This window comes from Curtobacterium sp. YR515, assembly GCF_900113095.1.
Lineage (GTDB): Bacteria > Actinomycetota > Actinomycetes > Actinomycetales > Microbacteriaceae > Curtobacterium.
On the sequence record NZ_FOOD01000002.1, the window covers coordinates 562036 to 580416 of the forward strand.

Consider the following 18381-nt stretch of genomic DNA (forward strand, 5'->3'; position numbering starts at 1 on the left):
TGGGGACAAGGGCCACGGCGGGGCGACTGCATTGTGGACAACCGCACGAACGACGACGCCCGCCGCACCAGCAGGTGCGACGGGCGTCGAGAGGTGTGTGGCCGGGGTGCTACCGCCAGCGCGTGGTCATCAGGAAGCCGACGAACATGATGCCGAAGCCGATGAGGATGTTCCACGAACCGAGGGACGGCACCGGCAGCGTCGTGTTCGAGATGTAGAAGACGATCACCCAGGCGAGGCCGATGAGCATGAAACCGAACATGACCGGCTTGAACCACACGGGGTTCGGCTGGTCCCCCGCGGTGTCGACCGAGTCGGCTCGGGTCGTCCGGGCGGGCTTGGTGCGGTCCTTGTCCTTGGCCATGGCCGGTATCCTACCGTGACCGCGGGTGTGGGAAGCCTCTCAGCCCGCCGCACACATCCCCCACGAGTACGGTGAACCGACCATGACCAAGATCCTCGTCGTCGACAACTACGACAGCTTCGTCTACACGCTGAACGGCTACGTGCAGCAGCTCGGGGCGGAGACCGACGTGGTCCGGAACGACGCATTCCCCGCGTCCGAGATCGCCGACCGCATCGCCGAGTACGACGGTGTGCTCCTGTCTCCCGGCCCCGGGACGCCCGCGGACGCCGGCGTCTCCGTCGAGACCGTGCACGCCGCCATCGCCGCGGACAAGCCTCTGCTCGGTGTGTGCCTCGGCCACCAGGCCATCGCCGAGGCGCTCGGTGCGACGGTCACCCACGCCGAGGAACTCATGCACGGCAAGACCTCGCAGGTCGACCACGACGACAGCCCCCTCTTCGCCGGCGTCCCGCATCCCTTCACGGCGACGCGGTACCACTCGCTCGCGATCGTCGAGGGCACGGTCCCCGACGAGCTCACGGTGACCGCCCGGACCGGTGGCGGCGTCATCATGGGCGTGCAGCACCGCGAGCACTCCGTGTACGGCGTGCAGTTCCACCCGGAGTCGGTCCTCACCGAGGGCGGCTACCGGATGGTCGGCAACTGGCTCGAGACGACCGGCCTCGCCGGTGCAGCAGAACGCGCTGCGGGCCTGAACCCGCTCATCGCGGCCCACCGGGCCTGACAGCGGCGGGCCACTGACGCGACCGCCCTGCGGGACGGTCGGGATGTGGCGGGGTCGAGCCGCGCCTCCGGGAAGGCAGGCCGACACGGCGCCGGACAGGAGGCACGGCGCACCCCCGCCGCGGAGCATCCGTCAGGACGCGGTCAGGTCACTGACCGTCGTCGCCGCCGTCCTTGCCAGCGTCGGCGGGTGCATCCGTCGCCGGCGGCTGCGAGGGCTGCGCCGAGCCGGCGCAGTACGTGAGCGTCACGGTGCTGCCCTGCGCGATGTCGCCGGCGGGGGCGCTCTGCTGCGTCACGGTGCCACCGATGCACGAGTACGACGGCGCCGGCGTGACCTTCAGCCCCAGCTGGGCGAGGGTCGCGTTCGCCGTGGAGAACGGCTGCTGGGTGACGTTCGGCAACTCGACCTTGCCGTTCGACACCGTCAGGTTCACCACCGTGCCCTTGGTGTGCTGCGACGAGGCGGCGGGGTCGGTGCTCATGACCGTCCCCTCGGGCACGTCGGGCGAGTAGTCGGAGTTGATCGCACCGACGGCGAAGCCCGCCTGCTCGAGGGTCTTCTGCGCTGCGTCCTGCGCCTGCCCCGCGAGGTCCGGGACGGCGACCTGTTCGGGGCCGAGCGAGACGATCACGCGGACGTTCTGCTTGCGCGCGACGTTCGTGCCGGAGCCGGGCTCGGTGCGGATGACCGATCCCCGGTCGACGTCGTCGGAGTTCTCCTCGACCTTGACGGGGACGAGGTCCTTCTTGCCGAGCGCGGAGGCCGCGGAGTCGTAGGTCGCACCGACGACGTTCGGCACGCTGACCGAGGACGTGACGGGAGGCTTGCCCGGACCGAGGTTCGCCACGAAGAACACGACCGCCACGATGACCGCCGCGGTCAGGATGATGCCGACCCAGATCCAGGCGACGGGCGGGCGGTTCTGGGTGCGCTGTGGACGGTGCTCGGCGGTGTCGTCGTCGAGCTCGCGGAAGGCCACCGCGGGGTTCGAGGTCGTCCGGGGGTTCACACCGAACAGCACCGTCGAGGCGTCGTGGGCGGCCTGCTGCTGGAGCTTGCGGGTCGACGCGGGGACCTTGCCCGCCGCGGCCTGCTGCAGTTCCGTCCGGAACTCCGCCGCGTTCTGGTAGCGGCGCGTGCGGTCCTTCACCAGGGCGTGCAGCGTGACCGCGTCGAGCGCCGGCGAGACCTCGGGCGTGAGGGATGACGGAGCGACGGGCTGTTCGCTGACGTGCTGGTAAGCGACGGCGACGGGGGTGTCGCCGAGGAACGGCGGGCGGCCGGTGAGCAGCTCGAAGAACACGACACCGGTGGAGTAGACGTCGGTACGGGCGTCGACGGTCTCGCCGCGGGCCTGTTCCGGGGAGAAGTACGACGCGGTACCGAGGATCGAGGTCGTCTGGGCGACCGTCGCGGAGGTGTCGGTGATGGCGCGGGCGATGCCGAAGTCCATGACCTTGACGTGGCCGGAGTGCGTCACCATGACGTTCGCGGGCTTGATGTCGCGGTGCACGACGCCGGCACGGTGCGAGTACTCGAGCGCGGTGAGGATGCCCTCGGTGATGCGCACGGCTTCGTCCGGGGCGACCGGGCCATCGCCGATGATGTCGGAGAGCGGACGGCCCTCGACGTACTCCATGACGATGAAGGGCACCTGCACCTCGGCACCGGAGGTCTCGGTGACCGTCTCTTCGCCGGCGTCGTAGACGCGGACGATGGTGGGGTGGGCCATGCGGGCGGCCGCCTGGGCTTCCTGCCGGAAGCGCGTGCGGAACGCCGGGTCGTTGGCGAGGCTGGGCTTCAGCAGCTTCACCGCCACCTTGCGTCCGAGCCGGGTGTCGTTGCCCAGATGCACAGTGGCCATGCCGCCCCGACCGATGACGTCACCGATCTCGTAGCGGTTGGCGAGGAGGGTGATCCCCGCGGTCACACCTTCTGGCACGTACTCCTCCGAATGTCCGTCCGGGCAAGTGTACGGCAGGCTTCGCTGGTGAGACGCTGGTGACGGGGGGCTCGACCGAACCGTTACGCAACGGTGTCGCGAGCCCCCGTCCGGGGGTGGATCACAGCGGGTCTTGCGGGGTTTCGGTGCTGCCCGGCTCAGGAGTTTGGTCGGGCGTCTCCTGCCAGGCGTCGCTCGACGCGGCCTCGGACGCCGCCGACGCCGCGAGGTTGCCGCACGTCACGGTGTAGCTCAGCGAGGCCGAGGTGTCGATCTTGTCGATCTGCACGGTGACCGATCGGTGGTCGGCGTCGAGCGTGCCCGAGGTCTGGCTCGAGGCGTCCTTGCCGCCGGTGATCGTGTACGCGTACGACGACACGGTGTACCCGGTCGGGCACGTCGCCGCCGCCCAGCTGAAGGTCACCACGCCGTCGGCGGACACCGCACCCGGGGACGCCGAGTTCGGCTGGTTGACCGTCGGCTGCGCCGTGTACTGCTGCAGCACGACGAGCGAGCCGGGCGCCAGGCTGCCGGTGGGGCTGATCGACTGGACGGTGTTCGCCTGCTCGGGCTTCGGAGCGGGGTCGCCGTCCTCGACGCGGGAGGTGAGGTTCAGCGCCTCGAGCTTGGCCTGCGCGTCCGCGACCGACAGCCCGACGAAGTCCGCCGAGTTCACGGTCACGCGGGTCTCGGTCGGAGACGGCGTCGGGGTGTTGGACGGCTTCGGCGTCGCGCTGCGCGTCGTCGCGGACTTCGTCGGCTCCGGCTGACCGTTGCTGTTCAGGGCGAACGCGCCGACGACACCGGCGATGATGAGCACTGCGACGATGCCCACGACCCACCAGATCCAGGCGCGCTTCTTCTTCGGTTCCTCGTCCTCGCCGTCGACCGGCGAGCCCGGGGTGCCCGGACCGCCCGTGACCGCACCGGCCTGGGTGCCGATGAGCGCTGTCGCAGCGTCGTTCCCCGGTGTCTGCGGCGGGTTGAACGCCACGGTGCCGCCGGCGGCGATGGCCGGGACGGCGACGGTGGCGGCCGCGACGTCCCCGCGGCGGAGCGCCTGCGCCGCACGGGCCAGGTTCGCCGCCGTCGCCGGACGGTCGGCCGGCTTCTTGGCGATGCACGACATCACGAGGGCGGAGACCGGCTCCGGGATGTCCCCCGGGAGCGCCGGCGGCTGCTCGTTGATGTGCGCCATGGCGATCGCGACCTGCGACTCGCCCGTGAAGGGACGACGGCCCGCCAGGCACTCGTACGCGACGATGCCGAGCGAGTAGATGTCGGTCGACGGCGACGCCGGGTGCCCGCTCGCCTGCTCCGGCGAGAGGTACTGGACGGTGCCCATGACCTGTCCGGTCGCGGTGAGCGGCACCTGGTCGGCGATGCGCGCGATGCCGAAGTCGGTGATCTTGACGCGGCCGTCCGGCGTGATGAGCAGGTTGCCCGGCTTGATGTCGCGGTGCACGAGCCCGACGGCGTGCGCGGCCTGCAGGGCGTTCGCGGTCTGCGCGACGATGTCGAGGACCTTGTCGACCGGCAGCGTGTGCTCCCGCTCGATCATGGTCGAGAGTGCCTCGCCGGGGACGAGCTCCATCACGAGGTAGGCGCTGCCGTCCTCCTCGCCGTAGTCGAACACGTTGGCGATGCCCTCGTGGTTGACGAGCGCAGCGTGACGGGCCTCGGCGCGGAAGCGCTCGAGGAAGCCCGGGTCGCCGAGGTACTCGTCCTTGAGGATCTTGAGTGCGACGGTCCGGCCGATGACGAGGTCGGTGGCCTGCCACACCTCTCCCATGCCGCCGATGGCGACGCGGGACGAGAGTTGGTACCGCCCACCGAAGGTGAGTCCGCTGGTGGGTCTCATTTGTTCAGCACCGCCTCCATGACTTTCTTCGCGACCGGGGCCGCGACCGTGTTGCCGACTCCGGACTGCCCGAGTCCGCCGCCGTTCCCGACGACGACCGCGACGGCCACCTCCGGGTCCTTCGCCGGGGCGAAGCCCGTGAACCAGAGTGTGTAGGGATCGCCCGTGCCGCCTTCGGCCGTGCCCGTCTTCCCTGCGACGTCGACACCGTCGATCTTGGCATTGGTGCCGGTCCCCGAGCTGACGACGCTCTGCATGGCCTCGGTGAGGTCACTCGATTCGGAGGCCGAGAGCGGGTCGCTGTACTGCTTCGGGGAGAAGGACTCGACGGTCTTCAGGTCGCTCGTCGTGATCGAGTCGACGAGCGAGGGCTGCATGACCTTGCCGCCGTTCGCGATGCCGGCGGAGACCATGGCCATCTGCAGCGGGGACACCCGGACGCTGGCCTGGCCGAACGAGCTCAGCATGAGCTGCGCGGTGTCGTCGCTGACGTCGGGGTACTGGCTGGCGGTGGCGCGCATCGGGACCTCGATCGCGTCGCCGAAGCCGTACTTGTCCGCCATGCTCTTGATCGCGTCGTAGCCGAGCTTCTGGCCGAGCTCCGCGAAGGGGATGTTGCACGAGTACTGGATCGCCGTGCGCAGCTTGACCTTGTCGCCGCCGCCGCACGAGCCGCCCTCGGCGTTGTTGATGTACGTGCTCGTGCCGGGCAGCTGCAGCCGCGACGGGTTCGGGAACTCGGAGTCGAGGTTGTACTTGCCGCCCTCGAGCGCCGCGGACGCCACGACGAGCTTGAAGACCGACCCGGGCGTGTACAGGTCGCCGCCGATGGCCCGGTTCTGCAGGGGCTGCGCGGCGTTCGACTCGAGCGCCTTGTACTGGTCGATGACGTTCTGCGTGTCGTGCGACGTCAGCGTGTTCGGGTCGTAGCTCTGCTTCGACACCATCGCGAGGATCTTGCCGGTCTTCGGCTGGATCGCGACGACGGCGCCGGTGTTGTCGCCCAGTGCGTCGTACGCGGCCTTCTGGACGTCGGGGTCGATCGTCAGGTTGACGTTGTCGCCCTGGACGTCCTGGCCGGTCAGGATCGCGTTGAGGTTCTGGAAGAACGAGGCGTCGGAGTTGCCGGAGAGCACGGTGTTCTCGGCGCCCTCGATGCCGGAGTTGCCCTGGCCGATCGTGAAGTACCCGGTGACGGCCGAGTACAGGTCGCCGTTCGTGTACTTCCGCTGGTACTGGTACTGGTCGTCCACCGGGGTCGACTCCGCGATGGGACTGCCGTTGACGAGGATCGCGCCGCGCTTCGTGGAGTAGCTGGCGAGGATCGTCCGGGAGTTCCGCGAGTCCGCGCGGAGGGAGTCGGCCGAGAAGAACTGGATGGAGGTCGTCGACACGAAGAGTGCGACGAACATGAGCACGATGACGGTCGAGACACCGCGGAGCTGTCGGTTCACCGGCTGCGCTCCTTCCTGGTCGTCCCGCGACCACGAGCAGCCGGGATCGCACCCTGCTGCACGCGCTGTTCGGCGGGGATTGCATCGGTCAGGCGCAGCAGCATCGCGGCGATGATCCAGTTGGCGACGAGGGACGAACCACCGGCCGCCATGAACGGCGTCGTGAGGCCGGTGACCGGGATGACCCGGGTGATGCCGCCGACGACGACGAACACCTGCAGGGCGATGATGAAGCCGAAGCCCACGCCGAGCAGCTTGCCGAAGTCGTCCTGCGCCATGAACCCGACGCGGAGGCCACGGGACGCCAGGATGATGAACAGGGCGAGGATCGCGAAGACGCCGATCAGGCCGAGTTCCTCACCCAGCGACGCGATGATGTAGTCCGCGTTGGCGACCGGGGTGATGTACGGACGCCCCTGGCCGAGACCGGTGCCCGTGATCCCGCCGTTCGCGAAGCCGAACAGGCCCTGCACGAGCTGGTAGCTGCCCTGGGTCTGCCGGGTGAAGATCTCCTGGTTGAACGGGTCGAGCCACTGCTCGAACCGGCCGTGCACGTAGACGAGCACGGACTGGGCGACGAGCGCGCCGCCGACGAACAGCACCAGCCCGATGAGGACCCAGCTCAGCCGCGCCGTCGCGACGTAGATCATCACGAGGAACAGGCCGAAGTAGAGCAGTGCGGTGCCGAGGTCGCGCTGGAACACCAGGACGCCCATGGCCGCGGCCCACATCACGAGGATCGGCCCGAGGTCGCGCGCCCGCGGGAACGTCATGCCGAGGAACTTCCGGCCGACGATCGACAGTGAGTCCCGTGCGGTGACGAGGTAGCCGGCGAAGAACAGCGCCATCGTGATCTTGGCGAGCTCGCCCGGCTGGAAAGTGAACGAGCCGAGCTTGATCCAGACCCGCGCGCCGTTCACGTTGAGTCCGATGCCCGGCAGCATCGGCAGCAGCAGCAGCGCGATCGTCAGGAACATGAAGATGTAGCGGTACCGCTGCAGGAACCGGTGGTTCCGGACGACCGAAACCGTGATGATCGCCAGGACCATCGCGAGCATCGTCCAGACGATCTGCTTCACGCCGATCGCGCCCCAGCCGGTCAGGCCGTTGTGGACGTCGATGCGGTAGATCTCGGCGATCCCGATGCCGTTCAGCACGAGTGCGACCGGCAGGATGAACGGGTCGGCGTTCTTCGCGACGATGCGCAGCACGACGTGCATCACGAGCGCGAGCCCGAGGATGCCGGCGCCGACCCAGAGCACCGAGGTGTCGAACAGCTTGCCCTTCGTGCCGAGCTGCACGAGGACCATCGCGCCGGCGCAGATGCCGCACGCGATGACGAGCAGCACGAGCTCGAGGTTGCGGGCGCGGGCGGGCTCCCGCAGCTTGATCGTGATCGCCTGCGTGAAGGACTGGGCGGTGGCGCTGCTCATCGCTTCGCCCCTGGTGACGGCGACGGCGACTTCGTCGGGGACGAGGAGGGCGTCGGGGACGGTGATCCGCCGTCTCCGCCGGTGCCCGCCTGGTCCTGACCGGTCTCGGCGGCCTTCCGCAGCCGGTCGACGATGTCACGGGCGTCGTCGAGCGACTGCGCGTTGATCGTCGAGCGGACGTTCTCGCGGGTGTACTCCGGCAGCCCGGACACCGAGATGTCGGTGTCCTCGTACACGTCGGACAGCGCGATCGGCCCGATCGACTGCTGCACGCCCTTGTAGATCGCGACGGTGCCGCGGTCGGTCCCGACGTAGTAGTGGTCCTGGATGATCCGCCAGCCGAGGAAGACGGCGCCGACGAGTGCGGCGACGGCCACGACGAGGGCGATGGTCCACGAGACACGACGGCGGATCCGGCGACGGCGGTCCTCGGCGATGAGCTCGGCGAAGAACTGGTCGGACTCGGGCTCGAAGTGCGAGTCCTCGGGGGCGGTCGTGACCTTGAGCGGGTGGAGCAGGATCGTGGGGAGGCGGATCGGCTTGCGGCCGGTCGACGCCTCGAACGTGAGCGGTGCCGCCGCGGACCCGACCGTGGTGGCCGCGTCGTCGTCGTCATCGGGCTCGGTGTCGGTGACGTCCATCACGACGACCGTCACGTTGTCGGGCGCGCCGTGGTCGAGCGTCTCCTTCACGAGGCGCTGCGTGACCTGGTTCGCGTCCATGTTCGACGCGAGCGCGTGCCGGATGCGCTCTTCGGCCAGGTAGGACGAGAGACCGTCGGAGCAGAGCAGCCAGCGGTCGCCCGGCTGGATGTCCATGATCGCGGTGTCGACCTCCGGCGCGGCGTCGACGTCGCCGAGCACCCGCATGAGGACGGAGCGTCGCGGGTGCACCGCGGCCTCTTCAGGCGTGATCCGGCCGCTGTCCACGAGCCGCTGCACGAAGGTGTGGTCGGACGTGATCTGCTGGAGCTCGCCGTCGCGGTGCCGGTAGATGCGCGAGTCGCCGATGTGCGCGATGGCGATCTGTTCGCCGACCCGGATCATCGCGGACACCGTGGTGCCCATGCCGGTGAGCTCCTGGTGCTCGAACACCGTCTCGGTGATGAGCTGGTTCGCTGCGATCAGCGACGACTGCAGTGCGAACTCGGCGTCGTGCGCCGACGGGAACTCGCGGTCGACCTCCCTGATGCGGCGGATCGCGATCGCCGAGGCGACGTCACCGCCCGCGTGCCCGCCCATGCCGTCGGCCACCGCGAACAGGTGCTGTCCGGCGTAGCCGGAGTCCTGGTTGTTCGCGCGGATGCGTCCGACGTGGGACACAGCGGCGCTCAGCGTGCGAGCGGTCATCCCGGGTTACCGCCGCAGCTCGAACGTCGTCGTCCCGATCGTGATCGGCGTCCGCTCCGCGATGATCACGGGAACGGTCACCTTCTGACCGTTGACGAACGTGCCGTTCGTGGACTCGAGGTCGGTGAGGAGCCAGCCGTCGGCCCGGAGGTCGAGGCGGGCGTGGTTGGTGGACGTGTAGTCGTCGCGGATGACGACGTTGGACTCGCTCGACCGGCCGATCGTGATCGGGCCGCCACCGAGCGGCATCTCCATGCCCTCGCGCGAGCCCTCGGTGATCACGAGGCGGGTCGCAGCCGGCGTGGCGGACTGCTGCGCCCCCGTCGCTTGACCGATGAGGTCCGTGAAGGCACCGGCCGACGCGGCGGCCGGAGCCGCTGCTGCCGGCACCGCGGGGGTCGTCGGACCCGACGCACCGGCCTTCGGATCGGTGGGGATCGTGCGCACGCGTTGGCCGAACAGATCGCTCCGCAGGGCGAAGACGATCACGAACACGAACAGCCAGAGCACCGCGAGGAACGCGAAGCGCAGGACGAGCAGGGTCAGCCCTGTGGTCACCTGGTACCTCCGTCGTTCTCGGGTATCACCCGGAACACCATACGGGTACGACCGATCTCGATCGTGGAATCCGGCTCCACGATGGCCTGCTGGAAGCGCTCACCGTTCAGTTTCGAGCCGTTCGTCGACCCGAGGTCGTTGGCCTGGGCGTGCTTGCCGTCCCAGATGAGCTCGACGTGCTTGCGGCTCGTGCCCGTGTCGGCGACGGTGATGTCGGCGTCCGTCCCGCGACCGATCACGGTGCGACCACGCTGCAGCTTGTGCCGCTGCGAGCCGATGTCGAGCACCGCGACCCAGGCGACGTCGCGCTGCACCGTCGTCGAGTCGATCTGCAGGATCCCGGTGGAGAGGGTGCCGTCCTGCTGCAGCCGGATCGTGACCGGTCCGGAGAAGGAGTAGTTCTGCGCGACCGCGTGCTGCTGCACCATCTGCGAGAGCTCGTCGACGAGCGGCCGACCGATGTCGTTCATGCGCGTGTAGTCCGGCGGCGCGAGTCGCACCGTGAACTCGTTCGGCACGAGGATGCGTTCGCGGGAGACGACGGCTGCCTTGGTGTCGAGCTCGCGGCGGAGGGCGCTCGAGATCTCGACGGGCTGCACGCCGGAGCGGAAGGTCTTCGCGAACGCGCCGTTCACGGCGCGCTCCAGCCCTCGCTCGAAGCTGTCCAACAGGCCCATGGGTCTCCAGTGTTCTCGGTCGTCGACCTCTGCATGGTAGTGGTTGGCGTCTGGCAGCGTCTGTGCGTGGTAGTGTTCTCGGGCTGGCGCGAGTGGCGGAATTGGTAGACGCGCACGGTTCAGGTCCGTGTGCTGGAAACGGCGTGGGGGTTCAAGTCCCCCCTCGCGCACCAGACAACGCAAGAGGCCCCCGGAGAGATCCGGGGGCCTCTTGCGTTCCGCAGCGGCGTCAGTTCCGAGGGTGGTCGGGATCCGTCGGCCTGGAGGCGCGGCTCGGCTCCGACACGTCGGTGCGCCGGAAGAACGGGCGTGCGCTGGGCAGGAAGAGCAGCACCGCGGCGACGACCGACACCAGGATCAGCGCGGTGGACAGGCCCCCGTCGGTGATGCTCAGGACGGCACGGAGCGCGGCGATCGCCACGAGCACGATCCGGGCCACCGCGGAGCCACGGAGCACCAGGATCGTCGCAGCGGCGACGGCGGCCCAGACGACGAACGACAGCACGAGTGCGAGGACGCCGCCGACCCCGGTCAGTCCCGACCCGGACGCCGAGACGACGACGGTGGAGACGACGCCGACGACCAGCCAGACGGCCCAGAGGACGACCGCCGTCCGGACGACCGGTGGCGGGGTCGGTCGGGAACGTCGCAGGTCGTCCGTCGTCGTCATGTGCTCCCCGTCCCCGCCGCTCCCTGGTGCGGCGTGACGATCGTACCGGCGGCCTGCCCGCGCCGGCGGGACGCTAGCGTGACGACGTGGACGACGCGCGCACGACCGACCCCCGACCCGGTACCACCGTCCCGGACGCCCGCGGTCGCACCGGGCTCGACGCCGTCGGCCGCGACCTCGACCGCAACCCGGACGTGGTCGTCCGTGACGTCGAGGTCGTCTCGGACGGCTGGCACGTGCTCCGCCGGACGACGCTCGACGTGCGGCGCCGTGACGGTCGTTGGGACCGGCAGCAGCGCGAGACCTACGACCGCGGCAACGGTGCTGCCGTGCTGCCCCACGACCCCGAGCGCGACACCGTGCTGCTCACCCGGCAGTTCCGCTGGCCCGCCTACGTCAACGGCCACCCGGACGGGATGCTCGTCGAGGCGGCGGCGGGGCTCCTCGACGAGGACGACCCGGAGACGGCCGTGCGGCGCGAGGCGGCGGAGGAGCTCGGCATCCGGCTCGGCACCCTCAGGAAGGTGTTCGACGCGTTCATGAGCCCCGGGTCCGTGACCGAGCGCGTGCACGGGTACGTCGGTGCCTACACGCCCGACGACCTCGTGCACGCCGGCGGCGGGCTGGAGGACGAGGGCGAGGACATCGAGGTGCTCGAGCTCCCGTTGGACGAGGCCCTGGCGATGGTCGCGGACGGGCGCATCGCCGACGGCAAGACGATCATGCTCCTGCAGTGGGTGGCCCTGCAGCGCTGAGGGCAGCGGCGTCCAGCCCGACGGCGTGCGCGATCGTCGTGCGGACGAGACCCTCGCGCGTCGGCCGGTCGAGGTAGTCCACGAGGGCGTACCCGTTCGTGGCGTCCACGAGCGCGAACAGCAGCCGGCCGACCGCGTCCGGGTCGTCGGTGTGCATGACCCCGTCGCGGACGCCGTCGCGGACCACCCCGGTCGCGAGCGCCTGCCAGTCGTCCATGGCGTCACGCGCGGCGGTGGCGAGCGCACCGTTGGTCCGGCCGAGGCTCCACGCGTCGGCCCAGAGCGCGGCGACGTCGTCCCGGGTGGGGTCGGCGATGCAGGCCAGCAGGGTCCCCAGGCGTGCGGTCGGGTCGGACCGTTCGTGCACGATCCGGCGGACCTCGGCCACCTCGGCGCTCGCGACGGTGCGGAAGGTGTCGCCGACGAGGTCCTCCATCACCGGGCGGTAGTGCGCCACGAGCGAGGGCGCCACGCCGATCGCAGCGGCCACACCGCGCAGGGTCACGGCGGCGAGGCCCTCGGCGCGGGCGACGGCGACGGCCGCGTCGGCGATCTGGGCCTCCCGCTCGGCCGGGCTCAGGCGCCGGCGGGTCGGAGTGGTCGGCACGACGCCAGCCTAGGCGCGCCTCACGCGCCCTCGACGACGAACGCCGCCCAGAGGTCGGCGCGGGTGGGGAACGCCGACAGGTCCCGTTCGAGCAGCCGTCCCGCGTGCTCGACCCGCGCGCGGGCGGTGTGCCGGTGGATGCCGAGTGCCTGGGCGGTGCGGTCGTACTCGCAGTTCTGCTCGAGCCAGGTCCGCACGGTGCGGGTCAGCTCGGTGCCGGCCGTCCGGTCGTGGTCGAGCAGGGGTGCGAGGAACGCGCGGGCGACGGCACCGGCGTCGACGTCCACGTGGGCGAGGTGGGCGAGCACCCCCTCGCGGGCGAGGTCGCCGAACTCGGTGGTGCCGGGTCGCCCCTCGCGCCGGCGGTCGAGTGCCTGCACCGCCTCGGTCCGCGCACGGCCGAAGTACCGGTACGAGGCGCCGTCGGAGAGCCCGGCGTGCAGGTCGAAGCGGTCCACGAGTTCCTCGACGATCGCGGTGTCCTCCGCGCCGACGCAGAGGAACAGCTCGTCGTCCGCCGCGAAGAAGAGCCGGCCGGGGCGGTCCTGCACCCACAGCTCGAGCCAGTCGACCACGGTGTCGAGGTCCTGGTCGGGGACGTCGACGGCGGCGATCCGGACGGGTTCGGCCGGCAGCGGTCCCCACACCTCGCGCGAGGTCGTGTCCACGACGGCGGGGTCACCCACCGACAGCATGGTGAGGAGCCCGGTGCGGAGGAGCCCGCGCGCACGGGCGAGTTCGCGGTTCTGCTGCAGTGCGAGTCCGGCCAGGGCGATCACGGCGGTGACGACCTCGCGGCCAGCCCGGTCGAGCGCGCCGCCGTTCGCGATGGCGAGCACGCCGCTGAGGTGGCCGCCGCTGCCGAGGGTCTGCAGCGAGAACCCGGTGCGGTGCTCGGTCGTCACGGGCAGGCTCGCCCGCTGGCCGGCTCGGAGGAGCCGGAGCGCCTCGGTCCGGAGCACCTCGAGGTCCTCGGCGGGGACACCGTCGGCCGGGTGACCGCGGTCGAGTCGCCCGGAGACGTCGAAGAGGCCGACCCACCCGTCGAGCTGCCGGGACAGCTCGGCGATGGTCGCCCCGAGGCCGTCGGGGCGCATGGCCGCGAGCGAGATGGCCCGCTGCGCGGCGAGGGCCCAGGCGTTGCGGGCGTTGGCGTCACGGGCGACGGCGTCCGCGTTCGCCTGCGCGACGGCGATGAAGGAGGTCTCGTACGGGACCTCGAAGAGTGCGAGTCCCTGTTCCGTGCAGGCGTCGACGAGCTGCGGCGGGGTACCGGTGCGCACGACCTCGTCCCCGAAGCCGAGCGCGACGACGCCCCGGCGCAGCAGTCGGGCGACGTAGGCGTCCGCGACCGCCGCCGTGACCTCGGTGTCGTCGCCGAACTGCGTACCGGTGGTGAGCAGCCCCTGCCCGTCGGCGAGGAACGGCGTCGGGTCCTCGAGGTCGGAGCTGTGCAACCAGGACAGCGGCGCATCGAGGGCTGCGTCGGTGGCCGTCAGGAGCCGGAGCCGCAGGTCGGCGCGGTGGAGCAGGGAGCGCAGGGTCGCGGGCATGGGTGCACCCTATCCGCTGCGTCGACCGAGGTGGCCTCCGGTGTACACGGTGGACAGCGGCACCGCAGGGGAGTGGCTCCTACGATCGCGGCATGTCCTCCACCGTCGCACCCTCGACCAGCGCCGCCGCGGGCGGCCCCTCGCTGCCCCAGGAACGGCGGCTCGTCACGGAGGTGCCGGGCCCCCGCTCCCGAGCGCTCTTCGACCGCAAGGCCGCCGCCGTGGCGTCCGGCGTCGGGGTCGCGGTGCCGATCGCCGTCGTCGCGGCCGGTGGGGGCGTGGTCGTCGATGCGGACGGCAACTCGTTCGTCGACCTCGGCTCCGGGATCGCCGTGACGAGCGTCGGCAACGCGCACCCGGGCGTGGTCGACGCCGTGCAGCAGCAGGTCCAGGCGTTCACGCACACCTGCTTCACCATCGCCGCCTACGACGGGTACGTCGAGGTCGCCGAGGCGCTCAACCGGCTCACCCCCGGCGACCACGAGAAGCGGAGCGCGCTCTTCAACTCCGGCGCCGAGGCGGTCGAGAACGCGGTGAAGATCGCCCGCAAGCACACCGGTCGGCAGGCGATCGTGGTGTTCGACCACGCCTACCACGGTCGGACGAACCTCACGATGGCGCTCACCGCGAAGAACCAGCCGTACAAGAACGGCTTCGGTCCCTTCGCGCCCGAGGTGTACCGCGTCCCGATGTCGTACCCGTTCCGCGACGGCGGACTGTCCGGGGCCGAGGCGGCGAGGCGCGCGATCAGCCAGATCGAGAAGCAGGTCGGCGCGGAGAACACCGCCGCGGTGCTCGTCGAGCCGATCCAGGGCGAGGGCGGCTTCGTCGTCCCGGCACCCGGGTTCCTCGCCGCGCTGTCGGAGTGGACCACCGCGAACGACGTCGTGTTCATCGCCGACGAGGTGCAGACCGGGTTCGCCCGCACCGGCGCCATGTTCGCGAGCGAGCACGAGGGCATCGTCCCCGACATCGTCACCACCGCCAAGGGCATGGCCGGCGGGATGCCGCTCTCCGCCGTCACCGGGCGCGCCGAGATCATGGACTCCGCCCACGTCGGCGGACTCGGCGGCACGTACGGCGGCAACCCCGTCGCGTGCGCCGCAGCTCTCGCCGCGATCCACGCCTTCGAGCACGACGGCCTGGTCGAGCGCGCTGCCGAGATCGGTGACGTGCTGCTCGGACGACTCCGCGCCGCACAGGCGACCGACCCCCGCATCGGCGACGTCCGCGGCCGCGGCGCCATGATCGCGATCGAACTCGTCGACCCGGCGACCGGGGAACCCGACGCCGCGCTCACCGGACGGGTCGTACGGTACGCGTACGAGCACGGCGTGATCGCCCTCACCGCGGGGACGTACGGCAACGTCCTCCGCTTCCTCCCCCCGCTCGCGATCGACGACGACCTGCTCCACGAGGGGCTCGACATCGTCCTGGAAGGACTCGCAGCAGCATGACCGACACCCAGCAGACCACCCAGCGCACCGACGCCGAACGCGAGCTGCTCGCGAAGGTCCCCACGGGCCTCCTGGTCGACGGCACCTGGCGACCGGCGGCCGACGGCGGCACGTTCGGCGTCGTCGACCCCGCCACCGGTGAGACGCTCCTCGAGATCGCCGACGCAACCCCCGAAGACGGTGTCGCGGCCCTCGACGCCGCCGAAGCGGCGAAGCACGGCTGGGCGACGACCCCGCCGCGCGAGCGAGCCGAGGTCCTGCGCCGCGCCTTCGACCTGCTCCAGGAACGTCGCGCCGACTTCGCCCTCCTCATGACGCTGGAGATGGGGAAGCCGCTCGCCGAGGCGAACGGCGAGGTCACCTACGGCGGTGAGTTCCTCCGCTGGTTCTCCGAGGAGGCCGTCCGCATCGGCGGCTCCTACGGCACCAACCCCGAGGGCACCGGCCGTGCGATCGTCAGCCACAAGCCCGTCGGCCCGGCGTTCCTCATCACCCCGTGGAACTTCCCCCTCGCGATGGCCACCCGCAAGATCGCCCCCGCGCTCGCCGCCGGGTGCACGGTCGTCGTGAAGCCCGCCGAGCTCACCCCGCTCACCACCCTGCTGTTCGCCGATCTGCTGGTCGAGGCGGGCGTGCCGGCCGGGGTCGTCAACGTCGTGCCGACCACGCACGCCGGTGCGCTTTCCGAGCCGATCATCGCCGACCCGCGACTCCGGAAGCTCTCGTTCACGGGATCGACGCCGGTGGGCCGGACCCTCCTCGCCCAGGCGGCGCAGAACGTGCTGCGGACGAGCATGGAGCTCGGCGGCAACGCCCCGTTCCTCGTGTTCGCCGACGCGGACCTCGACCTCGCCGTCGAGGGGGCGCTCGCCGCGAAGTTCCGGAACACCGGGCAGGCGTGCACCGCGGCCAACCGGTTCCTCGTGCACGAGGACGTCGTCGAGGAGTTCGCCAGCCGGCTCACCGACCGCGTCGCGGCCATGTCGGTCGGCCGCGGGACCGAGGACGGCGTCGCCATCGGCCCGCTCATCGACCAGCGCGCCGTCGACAAGGCGCACCGGCTCGTCACCGACGCCCTCGACCGCGGTGCGACCCTCCGGACCGGCGGCCACCCCGTCGACGGCCCCGGCACGTTCTACGCGCCCACCGTGATCACCGACGTGCAGCCCGGCAGCGACCTGCTCCGCGACGAGATCTTCGGACCCGTCCTGGCGATCCGGACGTTCTCGACCGAGGACGAGGCCGTCGCGGCGGCGAACGACACCGAGTACGGGCTCGTCGGCTACGCGTTCACCGAGGACCCCGCGCGCGGACAGCGCCTCACGGAACGGCTCGAGACGGGCATGCTGGGGCTCAACACCGGTGTCGTCTCGAACGCGTCGGCACCGTTCGGCGGGGTCAAGCAGTCCGGCCTCGGACGCGAGGGCGGCGGCGAGGGCATCGCCGAGTACCTCGAGACCATGTACACGCTGACGCCCGACCCGTTCGGGCGCACGAAGGGAGCGCAGCGATGACCATCGAGAAGGACGTCGTCGTCATCGGCGCCGGGGTCACCGGCCTCATCGCCGCGAACCGCCTCGTCGCCGAGGGGAAGCGCGTGGCCGTGCTCGAGGCCCGCGACCGCGTCGGTGGCCGCACGTGGACGAACGACATCGAGGGCGTCACCCTCGAGATCGGCGGCCAGTGGGTCTCCCCGGACCAGACCGCCCTGCTCGAGACCCTCGACGAACTCGGACTCGAGACGTACGACCGCTACCGCGAGGGCTCCAGCGTCTACATCGACGAGCACGGCACCCGCACCGAGTACACCGGCGACATCTTCCCGCTGCCGGAGGCCACCGCCGCCGAGATCGAGCGGCTCGTCGCCGTCGTCGACGAGTACGTGGCGACGGTCGACCCGGCGCGCCCCTGGGAAGCGCCCCACGCCGCCGCGCTCGACGAGACCTCGTTCCGCGCCTGGCTGCACACGCTGAGCGACGACCGGGTCGCGACCGACAACGTCGAGCTCTTCATCGCCGGCGCCATGCTGACCAAGCCCGCGCACGCCTTCTCGGCGCTGCAGGCCCTGCTCATGGCCGCCTCGGCCGGGAGCTTCTCGAACCTCGTCGACGCCGACTTCATCCTCGACAAGCGCGTCGTCGGCGGCATGCAGCACGTGTCCGAGCGGCTCGCCGCCCGGCTCGGTGCGGACGTCCACCTGAACGCCCCGGTGCGCACCCTGCGCTGGGACGACGAGGGCGTCACAGCGCTCGCCGACGGCGGCATCGAGGTCCGTGCCCGCCAGGCACTCGTGGCCGTCCCGCCGCCCCTGTACTCCCGCATCTCGTACGAGCCGCCGCTGCCGCGTCGCCAGCACCAGCTGCACCAGCACCTGTCGATGGGGTTCGTCATCAAGGTGCACGCCGTCTACGACCGGCCGTTCTGGCGCGGCGCCGGGCTGTCCGGCACCGCGTTCAGCCCGTACGAGCTCGTGCACGAGGCGTACGACAACACCTCGTACGGGCAGGAGCAGGGCACGCTCGTCGGGTTCGTGTCCGACCAGCACGCCGACGACGTCTTCGCCCTCTCCGCCGAGGAGCGCAAGGCCCGCGTGCTCGACTCGCTCGCGCACTACTACGGCGACGAGGCACGTCGACCGGTCGTCTACTACGAGAGCGACTGGGGTACCGAGGAGTGGACCCGTGGCGCCTACGCGGCGAGCTTCGACCTGGGCGGGCTCGTCCGGTACGGCGCCGACCAGCGTGCTGCCGTCGGCCCGATCCGGTTCGCGTCGAGCGACCTCGCCGGGCACGGGTACCAGCACGTGGACGGGGCGGTGCGGATGGGCCGCGAAGCGGCGGCCGAGATCCTCGCCTCGTTGCCGCAGCCGGCGGTGCAGTAGACCCACGCCGAGACGGACGGGAGGCGCGGTGCGGGCTGGCACCGCGCCTCCCGTCCGTCATCGGTGTGGGTTCGGCCGGTACGGTCGTCC

General features: G+C 71.0%; 16 protein-coding genes and 1 tRNA gene. 6 read left to right on the forward strand and 11 right to left on the reverse strand.

From position 1 onward, the window contains the following. Window positions 1-109: 109 nt before the first annotated feature. Window positions 110-364, reverse strand: coding sequence for a cell division protein CrgA (locus BM028_RS07490; protein WP_070417459.1), 255 nt, complete (start codon window positions 362-364; stop codon window positions 110-112). Between the two features lie 82 nt (window positions 365-446). Between BM028_RS07490 and BM028_RS07495 the strand changes: the two genes are divergently transcribed. Beyond that, window positions 447-1091 carry an anthranilate synthase component II gene (locus BM028_RS07495; protein ID WP_092385589.1) on the forward strand — a complete coding sequence of 215 codons (645 nt, stop codon included), beginning with the start codon at window positions 447-449 and terminating at the stop codon, window positions 1089-1091. Between the two features lie 148 nt (window positions 1092-1239). Here the strand turns inward: BM028_RS07495 and pknB are convergent, their stop codons facing one another. The 7 genes from pknB to BM028_RS07530 all read right to left on the reverse strand — a co-directional run bounded on the left by pknB (window position 1240) and on the right by BM028_RS07530 (window position 10368). Further along, window positions 1240-3036 carry a Stk1 family PASTA domain-containing Ser/Thr kinase gene (pknB, locus tag BM028_RS07500; protein WP_302847563.1) on the reverse strand — a complete coding sequence of 599 codons (1797 nt, stop codon included), beginning with the start codon at window positions 3034-3036 and terminating at the stop codon, window positions 1240-1242. A gap of 121 nt (window positions 3037-3157) precedes the next feature. Next, on the reverse strand, window positions 3158-4897 hold the full coding sequence (locus BM028_RS07505) for a protein kinase domain-containing protein (protein ID WP_092385591.1): 1740 nt from the start codon (window positions 4895-4897) through the stop codon (window positions 3158-3160). Then, window positions 4894-6351, reverse strand: a complete 1458-nt coding sequence (locus BM028_RS07510; protein WP_092385593.1) for a peptidoglycan D,D-transpeptidase FtsI family protein — start codon at window positions 6349-6351, stop codon at window positions 4894-4896. The genes BM028_RS07505 and BM028_RS07510 overlap by 4 nt, the downstream gene beginning before the upstream one ends. Continuing rightward, window positions 6348-7784: an FtsW/RodA/SpoVE family cell cycle protein gene (locus tag BM028_RS07515; RefSeq protein ID WP_070417454.1), complete on the reverse strand. Its 1437-nt coding sequence runs from the start codon at window positions 7782-7784 to the stop codon at window positions 6348-6350. The genes BM028_RS07510 and BM028_RS07515 overlap by 4 nt, the downstream gene beginning before the upstream one ends. Continuing rightward, on the reverse strand, window positions 7781-9133 hold the full coding sequence (locus tag BM028_RS07520; protein WP_092385595.1) for a Stp1/IreP family PP2C-type Ser/Thr phosphatase: 1353 nt from the start codon (window positions 9131-9133) through the stop codon (window positions 7781-7783). Before BM028_RS07520 ends, BM028_RS07515 begins: the two co-directional genes overlap by 4 nt. Before the next feature lie 6 nt (window positions 9134-9139). Then, on the reverse strand, window positions 9140-9691 hold the full coding sequence (locus BM028_RS07525; RefSeq protein ID WP_070417452.1) for an FHA domain-containing protein FhaB/FipA: 552 nt from the start codon (window positions 9689-9691) through the stop codon (window positions 9140-9142). Then, window positions 9688-10368: an FhaA domain-containing protein gene (locus tag BM028_RS07530; protein ID WP_092385596.1), complete on the reverse strand. Its 681-nt coding sequence runs from the start codon at window positions 10366-10368 to the stop codon at window positions 9688-9690. The genes BM028_RS07525 and BM028_RS07530 overlap by 4 nt, the downstream gene beginning before the upstream one ends. An 86-nt stretch (window positions 10369-10454) precedes the next feature. Here BM028_RS07530 and BM028_RS07535 point away from each other — a divergent pair. Next, window positions 10455-10541 (forward strand) — tRNA-Leu (locus BM028_RS07535). Between the two features lie 56 nt (window positions 10542-10597). On the opposite strand, the gene BM028_RS07540 is transcribed toward BM028_RS07535, so the two are convergent. Continuing rightward, entirely contained in the window at window positions 10598-11038 is a 441-nt protein-coding gene (locus BM028_RS07540; RefSeq protein WP_092385598.1) for a hypothetical protein, read from the reverse strand. 86 nt (window positions 11039-11124) lie between these two features. Here BM028_RS07540 and BM028_RS07545 point away from each other — a divergent pair, with 86 nt between their 5' ends. Next, window positions 11125-11793 carry an NUDIX domain-containing protein gene (locus tag BM028_RS07545; protein ID WP_092385600.1) on the forward strand — a complete coding sequence of 223 codons (669 nt, stop codon included), beginning with the start codon at window positions 11125-11127 and terminating at the stop codon, window positions 11791-11793. On the opposite strand, the gene BM028_RS07550 is transcribed toward BM028_RS07545, so the two are convergent. Together BM028_RS07550 and BM028_RS07555 are read right to left on the reverse strand one after the other, a co-directional pair. Then, entirely contained in the window at window positions 11759-12400 is a 642-nt protein-coding gene (locus tag BM028_RS07550) for a TetR/AcrR family transcriptional regulator (protein WP_092385602.1), read from the reverse strand. The genes BM028_RS07545 and BM028_RS07550 overlap by 35 nt on opposite strands. Window positions 12401-12420: 20 nt before the next feature. Then, complete coding sequence (locus BM028_RS07555) at window positions 12421-13953, reverse strand: PucR family transcriptional regulator (RefSeq protein ID WP_071302282.1); 1533 nt, start codon at window positions 13951-13953, stop codon at window positions 12421-12423. Between the two features lie 92 nt (window positions 13954-14045). On the opposite strand from BM028_RS07555, the gene gabT reads away from it, so the two are divergent. The 3 genes from gabT to BM028_RS07570 are packed head-to-tail and all read left to right on the forward strand — an operon-like array spanning window position 14046 to window position 18291. Beyond that, a complete protein-coding gene (gene gabT / locus BM028_RS07560) occupies window positions 14046-15410 on the forward strand; it encodes a 4-aminobutyrate--2-oxoglutarate transaminase (RefSeq protein ID WP_092385604.1) in 1365 nt (454 codons plus the stop codon). Then, on the forward strand, window positions 15407-16924 hold the full coding sequence (locus tag BM028_RS07565) for an NAD-dependent succinate-semialdehyde dehydrogenase (protein ID WP_092385606.1): 1518 nt from the start codon (window positions 15407-15409) through the stop codon (window positions 16922-16924). Before gabT ends, BM028_RS07565 begins: the two co-directional genes overlap by 4 nt. Continuing rightward, entirely contained in the window at window positions 16921-18291 is a 1371-nt protein-coding gene (locus BM028_RS07570; RefSeq protein ID WP_092385608.1) for a flavin monoamine oxidase family protein, read from the forward strand. Before BM028_RS07565 ends, BM028_RS07570 begins: the two co-directional genes overlap by 4 nt. Window positions 18292-18381 lie beyond the last annotated feature (90 nt).

Coding starts and splice junctions, on each gene's coding strand:
- BM028_RS07490 (WP_070417459.1), bottom strand. CDS start 364: ATGGCCAAGGACAAGGACCGCACCAAGCCCGCCCGGACGACCCGAGCC.
- BM028_RS07495 (WP_092385589.1), top strand. CDS start 447: ATGACCAAGATCCTCGTCGTCGACAACTACGACAGCTTCGTCTACACG.
- BM028_RS07505 (WP_092385591.1), bottom strand. CDS start 4,897: ATGAGACCCACCAGCGGACTCACCTTCGGTGGGCGGTACCAACTCTCG.
- BM028_RS07515 (WP_070417454.1), bottom strand. CDS start 7,784: ATGAGCAGCGCCACCGCCCAGTCCTTCACGCAGGCGATCACGATCAAG.
- BM028_RS07520 (WP_092385595.1), bottom strand. CDS start 9,133: ATGACCGCTCGCACGCTGAGCGCCGCTGTGTCCCACGTCGGACGCATC.
- BM028_RS07530 (WP_092385596.1), bottom strand. CDS start 10,368: ATGGGCCTGTTGGACAGCTTCGAGCGAGGGCTGGAGCGCGCCGTGAAC.
- BM028_RS07540 (WP_092385598.1), bottom strand. CDS start 11,038: ATGACGACGACGGACGACCTGCGACGTTCCCGACCGACCCCGCCACCG.
- BM028_RS07555 (WP_071302282.1), bottom strand. CDS start 13,953: ATGCCCGCGACCCTGCGCTCCCTGCTCCACCGCGCCGACCTGCGGCTC.
- gabT (WP_092385604.1), top strand. CDS start 14,046: ATGTCCTCCACCGTCGCACCCTCGACCAGCGCCGCCGCGGGCGGCCCC.
- BM028_RS07565 (WP_092385606.1), top strand. CDS start 15,407: ATGACCGACACCCAGCAGACCACCCAGCGCACCGACGCCGAACGCGAG.
- BM028_RS07570 (WP_092385608.1), top strand. CDS start 16,921: ATGACCATCGAGAAGGACGTCGTCGTCATCGGCGCCGGGGTCACCGGC.